Here is an 8,752-nt window from a genome sequence, read left to right as displayed (position 1 = left end):
CGATAAGGCCGGAGCCGCGCTGACTTGCAGAGGATCTGTCATTGTCGATGCTGTTTTTGACAGGCCCCGCAATCGGGATTTGATCGAACGTGTAGGCAAGGCACTTGGAGTCCCGTTCATGGGGATCTGGCTCAAGGCGGATCATTCGACATTAACGTCGCGAATACAAGCCCGAAGGAACAGTGCGTCAGATGCGACTATTGAGGTGCTGAACATGCAGGAAGCCAAGGATGCCGGTACCGTCCGTTGGCGGCACATTGATGCTGGCCAATCGGTTGATACCATTGTCCAGTTAGTCCTCGATGAGATTGAGCCCGCATGCAATCACGTTTCTCTGCCTGCACGAACATGCGTGGGGTGTTAGGCCATGTCAACGATCAAACGGCTGCTCGTTACTCGGCATGGCGGGAAGCGGATTTACCCTAATTTGCCCCGAAATGGTAGCTGTATCGTACGGATCTCATTGGTCGTTTTCCTGGTGTTGAGCTTAATGCCAGCAAACGCGACCAACGAACGATCCGAAGTGGCAAGCGGCAAGTCCTTCGTGGAGAGAAACTGCTCCGGCTGCCATGCAATCGGACGGAGTGGCAAAAGCAGGCATCCCGACGCTCCCGCATTCCGCACCCTTTCAAAACGCTATCCGCTGATCAATCTCGAAGAGGCATTGGCCGAAGGCATATCCACTGGCCATCCTGATATGCCGGAATTTCAGGTTAGGCCGAAGGAAATCTCAAGCATCATCAGATACCTCGATACGATCCAAGAAAAATGAACCAGAGGCGAACCCAAAGGCGTTCATGACTACCCGGGGTCGTCAATAATAGATCAATGGCGATGTGTCTCTCATTAGACCGCGCGGAATTTCGCTTGATTGAATTGCTCCGCCACGGCTCTCTCCTCATCCGTTGGGATGATCAGAACGTCAACTTCGGATTGGGAACTGCTAATAATTTCGTCACCGCGCCAATTTCGATCCGCATCGATCTCAACGCCCAGCCATTGCGCGGTTTTTCCGATTTTCCCGCGGATAAACGGAGAGTGCTCTCCAATGCCGGCACAGAACACCAAGGTATCCAACCTTGCAAGGTTGAAGCCATCGCTCCGAGCTCGCGAGCGGCACGATACACGAACAGGTCTACGGCCTCCAGTGCAGATGCATCCCCGGACTCCGTAAGAGCCTGCATGTCTCCAGAAATACCCGAAACACCGAACATGCCTGACTCGCTTTCGAGCAAGCGCGAGACGTCTTCAATCTTCATTCCACGATCTTGAATCAGATGGATGATGATGCCGGGATCGATGGAACCGCAGCGTGTGCTCATCACCAGACCATCGAGCGGCGAAAAGCCCATCGTGGTCGCAACACTGTTCATTCATGGCACAGAGACTGGCTCTACTGCCAAGATGAGCCACTATTGCCCGGTGCCCGGCCTTCTTCCCAAACCTGGATTTCAGCTGCGATGCGATGTAGGCGTAGGAATTCCGTGAAACCCGTAGGACACCATGCCGGAGTCCGTGAACTCGCGCGGCAACCCGTAAAGCTTCGCCAGCCGCGGACGCGTGTGGTGGAAGGCCGTGTCGAAACAGCCGAACTGCGTCGCAGACGGCCATGCTGTGCGTGCGGCGTCGATGATCTCGATGTTGCGGGGCTGGTGCATTGGGGTCAACGGGATGAGCGCCCGCAGTTGCTCCATGGTCGGCTCATCGAGCAACGCAGGTCCCTTGAATTGTTGGCCACCGTGGACGACGCGGTGTCCAACGCCAGTCACGCCACGAAGAAGACCTCGCTCAGCAAGGTCCGCTACGGCGAGACCCATTGCTTCTTTGATGTCGATCGCGCCCTGTTTCAACTCGATCTTGACTGTCCGACCACCCTCGCCTTCCGAAACTGCCATGCGCGGCCTGTCGTCGAGCGATGCAATGCTGCCGCGCAAAAGCTGCCGCAACGCGTCCGCTTGTTCGAAGACCGCGTACTTCAGGCTGGAAGATCCTGCATTCAAAACGAGGATCGTGTCGGTCATTTACGCATTGGCCCTTTGTCGTCGATCAGTCGATCTTGTCGGAATGCGCGTCCCATCTCCAGTTCAAGATTTCCGGCATGTCCTGACCATACGTGCGAATATATTCCGTGTGCTCAAGCAACTTGGCCTGCATCCTCTGCCTGAGCAGAGCTGCCGCTGGGTCACTGGCCGGAATTCTGTCGAGAACGCTCAAGACGAGACTGAACCTGTCGAGGCCATTCAAGACCGTCATGTCAAACGGAGTCGTCGTCGTTCCTTCCTCATTGTAGCCGCGCACATGAAAGTTGTCGTGGTTGGTCCTGCGGTAGGTCAGGCGATGGATCGTCCATGGATAGCCGTGATAGGAGAAGATGACGGGCCTGTCCTTTGTGAACATTGCATCGAACTCGTCGTCGGCAAGTCCGTGCGGATGGCGCTCTTTCGGTTGCAGCGCCATCAGGTCGACAATATTCACCACCCGGATGCGGAGCTTCGGCATGCTCTTCCGCAAAATGCTGACGGCAGCGAGCGTCTCAAGCGTCGGTACATCCCCCGCGCACGCCATGACGACATCGGGCTCAAAACCGTCCTCGTTCGATGCCCATTGCCATATCCCAATGCCCGCCTTGCAATGAACCCGAGCAGCTTCCAGCGACAGCCACTGCCACAGCGGCGGCTTTCCCGCCACGATGATGTTGATCCGATCCCAGGTGCGTAACACGTGATCGGTTACGCAAAGCAACGTGTTGGCGTCGGGGGGAAGATAAACCCGCACCACATCGGCCTTCTTGTTGAGCGCGACGTCGATGAAACCCGGATCCTGATGACTGAAGCCGTTGTGCTCCTGGTGCCAGACATGGCTGGTGAGCAGATAGTTGAGGGAAGAAATGGGTTGCCGCCAGGGAATGTCCCGGCTGGCATCCAACCATTTCGCATGCTGGTTGAACATGGAGTCGACGATGTGGATAAACGCCTCGTAACATGAAAAGAACCCGTGTCTGCCCGTGAGAAGATACCCCTCGAGCCACCCCTGACAGGTATGTTCGGACAGAATTTCCATCACCCTTCCGTTTGGACCAAGGTTGGTATCTTCCGGCAATACGGTAGCCATCCAGGTGCGGTCTGTGACTTCGAACACATTCTGAAGTCGGTTCGATGCGGTTTCGTCAGGCCCCACAATGCGGAAATTTTTTGATGTAACATTGGCCTGCATCACGTCGCGCAAGAATACGCCCATCAATTTGGTGCCTTCCGCTTTCACTTCGCCCGGTCTTGAGAACGCTATCGCGTGTGACTCGAGATCCGGCATCTCGAGAGACTTGCGTAGCACTCCGCCGTTGGCATGAGGGTTGCAACCCATGCGCCGACGCCCCTGAGGAGTGGTTTCGACAATCGCTGCCATCGGAGCTCCTTTAGCGTCGAAGAGTTCTTCTGGACGATAGCTCAGCAGCCAATCCTCAAGCAGTTTGAGATGCTCCGGATTGTCGGCAAGACCGGAAAGCGGAACCTGATGGGAGCGCCAGAACCCCTCGGTTTTCAGGCCGTCGACCTGCTTTGGGCCTGTCCAACCCTTTGGGCTACGTAGGATGATCATCGGCCAAACCGGACGGCTCGCGTGTGCATCGTAGTCCTGCCGTGAGATGGTCTGGATAGATCTGATTCTCCCCATCGCCTCGTCCAGTGCCGCAGCCATCAGTTCATGCATCAGCGTGGGATCTTCCCCCTCCACGAATATCGGATGGTAGCCATAGCCGACGAAGAGGGAACGCAATTCTTCGTGCGGAATTCGCGCCAGTATCGTTGGGTTGGCGATTTTGTATCCGTTGAGATGTAGAATGGGCAAAACCGCACCATCGCGCTGCGGGTTCAGGAACTTGTTGGAATGCCAGGCTGCGGTGAGCGGTCCGGTTTCAGCTTCTCCGTCTCCGACGACGCACGCGACGACAAGATCCGGATTGTCGAAAGCTGCGCCGAAAGCATGAGACAGCGAATACCCAAGCTCTCCGCCCTCGTTGATGGATCCAGGAACGTCCGGCGCAGCGTGGCTCGGAATTCCGCCGGGAAAGGAAAACTGCCGGAACAGCTTGTGCATGCCTTTTTCGTTGCGGGTAACATCCGGGTAGCAGGAGGTATAGCTGCCTTCGAGGTAGGCGTTCGCAACCATTGCAGGACCACCATGTCCGGGCCCGCATATGTAGATGATGTTCGCGTCGTGTTGGCGAATGATACGGTTCAGGTGAGCGTAAATAAAACTCAGGCCCGGGGACGTTCCCCAATGGCCAAGCAGCCGCGGCTTCACATGCTCAAGCTTCAGCGGCTTTCTAAGCAGCGGGTTGTCGAGGAGATAGATTTGTCCCACGGTCAGGTAGTTGGCCGCCCGCCAATACAAATCGATCTGTTCCATTTCGTGGCTGGACAGATGCTTTGGGGTAACTGCTACATAGTCGGACATTTCGACCTCCTGTGCGATGCGAAGGGTTCAATCAATAGTCCTGATTGCGAAACTTGGACCTCGCTGACCTGTTTGGAGGTGCGGTGTCCCCAAAGCTGATTGCACGGCTCAAGGTCCGATCGTCCGAGCGGTCACATCCTCGAAAATCCTGTCGACTTCGCCGTTCCCAAATTTGGCCGAATCGGAAACAATCCGGGAGCCGGTGGATAATAGTTTGCGTGTTTCGGCTGCGTATTCGGAGACAGCATCGCGGCAAAATTCGCCGTATACCCCAAATGTGTTCTGATACTTCTCGGAAATGATCAGATCATCGATCAACTTCAAGTCCTGCTCGCAACGACGTTTGACGAAAGCCAGAGATTCGATCTGTACGCGGATCAAGGCTTTGAAAACGTGGGCCTGCATATGTACGGCCGCCATCGCGAATGCCCGGTTGGTGTGGGCAAAGGGAACGGAATTGAAGACGGATGCGGACGGCTGGGATTGATACGACATAACTGATCCTTCGATCGAAGCCTGAAGCCGAATGCTATCAGGTTTCCAAGGGTCTCATGCTGTCACCGGGCTTTCATTGACATAGGTCAAACTCGACGCGTCACGCACAGATCGAACTTAAGGCTACATCAGGCTAGCCAACTACGGATTTAGTTCGGCCTATAAGCTCTGGCTTGCTTCATTGATCGAAATCAAAGTGCAAACTCGCCGACCGCGCTAGCCTGCTACGAAGATTTTCTATTTGCTCCGTCTGCACGAGCAGCCGCAAACGCAGACCGTCCGGGATGAAAAGCCTTCTGATGATCGCGAGACCGCGCCGCGCATTGAGCGACCCCAGGCATGCGGAGGATTGCGAACTGTAGATACAGTTGGAACTGCTCAGCGACGCTTTCAACGCGGGATGGGGGAAACTGGAGGTGCTTGCCGCGATGAACAGAATTGCTGACCAGGCAGCTCTCAAGCTTGATGCCAAAGTTCAGGTCGACGTCGCGAGCTACTTGAAAAAGTTCAGCAGGAAGAGTTGATACTGTTGGCGCGGGTGCCGCCTACCGTCGCCATGTATTGCAACGCGACACTACCGTAACACCAGGGCTTTCGCCATGGATCGAGAACCGAAATGGACCGTTATTTGCCCGCCTTGATGGGTGGAATGCTGATCGGGTTGTCCGCGACAATGTTCCTCCTGTTCAACGGCCGTGTTGCCGGCATCAGCGGAATTGTCGGGCGGTTGGCGCTCGGCCTCAACACAGGTCTCAACACTGCCTTTGTCGTGGGACTGATGGCGGGCCCTCTCCTGTTCCATGGTTTGTTCGGCCGTTGGCCCGTCGTTACGGTCACTTCATCTTGGCCGCTGATCATTTGCGCGGGATTTCTGGTCGGGTTCGGGACACGGATGGGATCCGGATGCACCAGCGGCCACGGTGTGTTGGGTCTAGCCCGATTCTCGCGCCGCTCGGTCGCGGCGGTCGTCACGTTCCTGGCAACAGGCATTGCCGCGGTAACGATCCTGCGGATTGTCGGACTATGAAACATTCATACGCACAACTAGCCGTAGCCTTGGTCTCGGGATCGGTCTTCGGTCTTGGACTGTCCTTGTCCGGAATGCTGAATCCGCAGCGTGTGCAAGGTTTCCTTGATGTTTTTGGCGCATGGGATCCGAGCCTCGCTTTCGTCCTTGGGGGTGCGGTCGCCGTGGCGGCGCTCGGAGTCCGAATCATGCGGATATCCAGCCACCCCGCCTTCGAACCGAGTTACCATATATCGACGAAGAAGAGGATCGATGCGCCGCTCATCCTTGGGTCGGCCATCTTCGGGGTTGGTTGGGGCCTTGGCGGATTATGCCCGGGTCCAGCCGTGGCTTTGTTGTCCATGGGATTGATTAAACCAACGGCTTTCGTCATCTCCATGGTGGTCGGCATGCAGGTCCACGACCGTTTGCTTAGAGCGCAGACGGACACGGCAACGGCCAACTGACCTTCAACTGCTTCGCTGAGAGAAGACGTCACCTATCAACGAGACTGTCACTTCATCGCCTTATGTCCTGTCTTTTCAGTGATCAGGATGCGGAAATAGACGGGTTGCAACTCGCGCACGTGATCGCGGATGACCGTTTTTACATAGGCTGGTTCCCACCATTCAGCCCTTTTGCTTAGGAGGGCGTGCGCCTCGTTGCGCGCATCGACATGGTCAGGATCCCCCGTCAACTCTTCGTAGTGTCCAGTTACAATAACGCTTTGCCAGTTGTTGGTTGCAGCGATATCGTCAAACTCCACGCACACCTTTGGGTTGGCCCGCATCCACTCGATTTTTCTGCCAAATGTCGTGAACGAATAGAGGCAGCCGAGGTGGCAGACGAAATTCAACGGAACAATATAGGGCTGACCATCATGAACACAAGCCAGCCGTCCCACGGTAGCGTTCTCCACCACTTGCATGATTTCGAATTGATCCATCTCGGTAATATGCATGACGATTTACTCCTTCTTGCAGGTTGCTGTTCAGCGACCTCCGTTCAACGTGCCATGAGGACGGGCCGTTTCGGATCATCGATCATCGATCTGGTCACACCGCCAAAGATCCACTCGCGTGTGCGCGAATGACCGTAACCGCCCATGATGATGAGATCGGCAGAGACGTCCGTTGCATGTTGTTTGAGAATATCTGCGATTGATTTGCCTCCGCCCGGAAGACAATCCACGTCAACCTTGATTCCGTGATGCGCGAGATAGGCGGCTATGTCGGCACCCGGTTCGGGACCATTGGCGATCGAACTGGTGTCGGGATCGACCAAGGTGACATGGACCTCTTCAGCAGAAGCCATGACGTCGAGGGCCTCCCTGGCTGCCCGTGTGCATTCCACGCCCGAGTCCCACGCCAGAAGCACGCATTTGGGGCGCAGAGTGGGCTTGCTGCCTTGCGGAATAATGAGAATCGGTCTGCCCGATTCAAACAGAGCGCCGTCAACGACACTTGTTTTAAGAAGGTCATTGCGGAGCAGGCTGGGGCCAATGATTGTTGCATCGGCATATCGCGCGTGCCGGCCGATCACGTGGCCGACCCTGGCAGCTTCCGGATACTCGTCGATCACAGTTGCTGAAATATTGGCGTTCTTCACCATTGTTTCCACCGCGTCGACCCTTTTGCTCAGGGCCTCAAGATCGTCGTGATGCTCCTTCACCCAGGCATCTGCGGTACTAATCGGGTAGTCGCCAAGTGGTGGAAGCGTCGCTATCGCAATCACCAGGACGGACAGTTGCGCATCAATCTCCGAGCAAAGTTCGATTGCGACTTTGAGATCATCATCATTCTGCCTGACATCAACGACACTCAATAGGGTTTTGAAGTTCATCTCACTTCTCCAAGGATGGGTCGAAAAGTTGCTGATTGACGAGTAACGCCAAAATCACGGTCCAGCATTGCGCTGGATCAAATGGGCTAATGACGTTCCGAATTGATGCGCATCAATGCATCCCGCTCGCCAATTGCGCAGGCTGATAGAATTCCGGAAAATAAATTCCGGACGATCAATGCAGGAGACTACGCCATGAATTTCCTGGTGCTTTATTCCACGATTGAGGGCCAGACCCGAAAAATCGCCGAAGCGGTTGCCAGCCATCTGGAGACCCTTGGGCACATGGTCATGCTAACCGACGCAAACCAGGTCGGATTTGTGGATCCAGGCACGAGCAACGGGGCGATCCTGTGCGCGCCTGTCCATATTGGTCGTTATCCGTCGCCATTTGTCCATTATGTCCATGACTGGAGTACGGTTCTCAATGACATGCCGTCTGCCTTCATTTCCGTATCGCTGTCCATTGCGAGTGCCGATGAGGAGGAAATGTCAGAGGCGAGAAATTACCCGGTCAAGCTGTCCAATGAAACAGGGTGGCAGCCTCGATCCGTGCTCAACTGTGCCGGCGCACTCAAATACACGCAGTATGATTTTTTCAAGCGTTGGATGCTCAAGCGCATCGCATCGGCCGAGGGCGGACCTATTGACACAAAACACGATTACGAGCTGACCAATTGGACCGAGGTCAAGCGCTTTGTCGACGACTTCTCGCAATCTCTCATCAAACAATGCGATTTGGCGGGCGAGTAACAGCGATGTTTGGCAGGCTCGTTCGCGTGCTGTTGTCGCCGGGGCGATCACCGGATGGTTCCGGCACGCGCCGCTTTGCTTGGCCTCGGCACTGGTCAGCCCCGCATGCATTGGGGTCGAAGATACCGCTGAGCGGGCAATCGGTTGCGGCATGTTCATCTCGTCACCTTGGCAATTTGCTTACGAAATGGTCAGCGCATCATG

The 8,752-nt window shown here is 55.5% G+C and carries 10 protein-coding genes and 1 pseudogene; 6 read left to right on the top strand and 5 right to left on the bottom strand.

Annotation, left to right across the window (positions count from 1 at the left end; genetic code table 11):
• A partial coding sequence (locus AAAC48_RS03685; protein ID WP_340652872.1) for an AAA family ATPase occupies window positions 1-364 on the top strand: 364 nt, incomplete at its 5' end.
• Between the two features lie 3 nt (window positions 365-367).
• Window positions 368-772, top strand: coding sequence for a cytochrome c (locus tag AAAC48_RS03680; protein ID WP_340652871.1), 405 nt, complete (start codon window positions 368-370; stop codon window positions 770-772).
• A gap of 74 nt (window positions 773-846) precedes the next feature.
• Here AAAC48_RS03680 and AAAC48_RS03675 read toward each other — a convergent pair.
• From AAAC48_RS03675 to AAAC48_RS03665, 3 genes and pseudogenes are all read right to left on the bottom strand, one after another.
• Window positions 847-2,021, bottom strand: a pseudogene (locus AAAC48_RS03675) (acetate kinase).
• 25 nt (window positions 2,022-2,046) lie between these two features.
• A complete protein-coding gene (locus AAAC48_RS03670) occupies window positions 2,047-4,452 on the bottom strand; it encodes a phosphoketolase family protein (protein ID WP_340652870.1) in 2,406 nt (801 codons plus the stop codon).
• A 108-nt stretch (window positions 4,453-4,560) separates the two neighbouring features.
• The gene (locus tag AAAC48_RS03665; protein WP_340652869.1) at window positions 4,561-4,947 is read right to left on the bottom strand and encodes a phasin family protein; all 387 of its coding nucleotides are present in this window, start codon (window positions 4,945-4,947) and stop codon (window positions 4,561-4,563) included.
• Window positions 4,948-5,315: 368 nt separating this feature from the next.
• Here AAAC48_RS03665 and AAAC48_RS03660 point away from each other — a divergent pair, with 368 nt between their 5' ends.
• From AAAC48_RS03660 to AAAC48_RS03650, 3 genes are all read left to right on the top strand, one after another.
• A complete protein-coding gene (locus AAAC48_RS03660) occupies window positions 5,316-5,471 on the top strand; it encodes a hypothetical protein (protein WP_340652868.1) in 156 nt (51 codons plus the stop codon).
• Window positions 5,472-5,563: 92 nt separating this feature from the next.
• Window positions 5,564-5,974, top strand: coding sequence for a YeeE/YedE family protein (locus AAAC48_RS03655; RefSeq protein WP_340652867.1), 411 nt, complete (start codon window positions 5,564-5,566; stop codon window positions 5,972-5,974).
• A complete protein-coding gene (locus tag AAAC48_RS03650) occupies window positions 5,971-6,420 on the top strand; it encodes a YeeE/YedE family protein (RefSeq protein WP_340652866.1) in 450 nt (149 codons plus the stop codon). Before AAAC48_RS03655 ends, AAAC48_RS03650 begins: the two co-directional genes overlap by 4 nt.
• Window positions 6,421-6,467: 47 nt before the next feature.
• Here the strand turns inward: AAAC48_RS03650 and AAAC48_RS03645 are convergent, their stop codons facing one another.
• Together AAAC48_RS03645 and AAAC48_RS03640 are read right to left on the bottom strand one after the other, a co-directional pair.
• Window positions 6,468-6,914, bottom strand: coding sequence for a pyridoxamine 5'-phosphate oxidase family protein (locus AAAC48_RS03645; RefSeq protein WP_340652865.1), 447 nt, complete (start codon window positions 6,912-6,914; stop codon window positions 6,468-6,470).
• A gap of 44 nt (window positions 6,915-6,958) precedes the next feature.
• Window positions 6,959-7,795 (bottom strand): universal stress protein, encoded by an 837-nt coding sequence (locus tag AAAC48_RS03640; RefSeq protein ID WP_340652864.1) that lies wholly within the window; start codon window positions 7,793-7,795, stop codon window positions 6,959-6,961.
• 195 nt (window positions 7,796-7,990) lie between these two features.
• Here AAAC48_RS03640 and AAAC48_RS03635 point away from each other — a divergent pair, with 195 nt between their 5' ends.
• Entirely contained in the window at window positions 7,991-8,548 is a 558-nt protein-coding gene (locus AAAC48_RS03635) for a flavodoxin domain-containing protein (RefSeq protein ID WP_340652863.1), read from the top strand.
• Window positions 8,549-8,752 lie beyond the last annotated feature (204 nt).

Source organism: Phyllobacterium sp. (assembly GCF_037994405.1).
Taxonomy (GTDB): domain Bacteria; phylum Pseudomonadota; class Alphaproteobacteria; order Rhizobiales; family Rhizobiaceae; genus Phyllobacterium.
Note: the sequence above shows the minus strand (reverse complement) of the source record. Positions and strands in the feature narration are given on the sequence as shown.

Coding starts and splice junctions, on each gene's coding strand:
- AAAC48_RS03640 (WP_340652864.1), bottom strand. CDS start 7,795: ATGAACTTCAAAACCCTATTGAGTGTCGTTGATGTCAGGCAGAATGAT.
- AAAC48_RS03645 (WP_340652865.1), bottom strand. CDS start 6,914: ATGCATATTACCGAGATGGATCAATTCGAAATCATGCAAGTGGTGGAG.
- AAAC48_RS03655 (WP_340652867.1), top strand. CDS start 5,564: ATGGACCGTTATTTGCCCGCCTTGATGGGTGGAATGCTGATCGGGTTG.
- AAAC48_RS03680 (WP_340652871.1), top strand. CDS start 368: ATGTCAACGATCAAACGGCTGCTCGTTACTCGGCATGGCGGGAAGCGG.
- AAAC48_RS03650 (WP_340652866.1), top strand. CDS start 5,971: ATGAAACATTCATACGCACAACTAGCCGTAGCCTTGGTCTCGGGATCG.
- AAAC48_RS03670 (WP_340652870.1), bottom strand. CDS start 4,452: ATGTCCGACTATGTAGCAGTTACCCCAAAGCATCTGTCCAGCCACGAA.
- AAAC48_RS03635 (WP_340652863.1), top strand. CDS start 7,991: ATGAATTTCCTGGTGCTTTATTCCACGATTGAGGGCCAGACCCGAAAA.
- AAAC48_RS03665 (WP_340652869.1), bottom strand. CDS start 4,947: ATGTCGTATCAATCCCAGCCGTCCGCATCCGTCTTCAATTCCGTTCCC.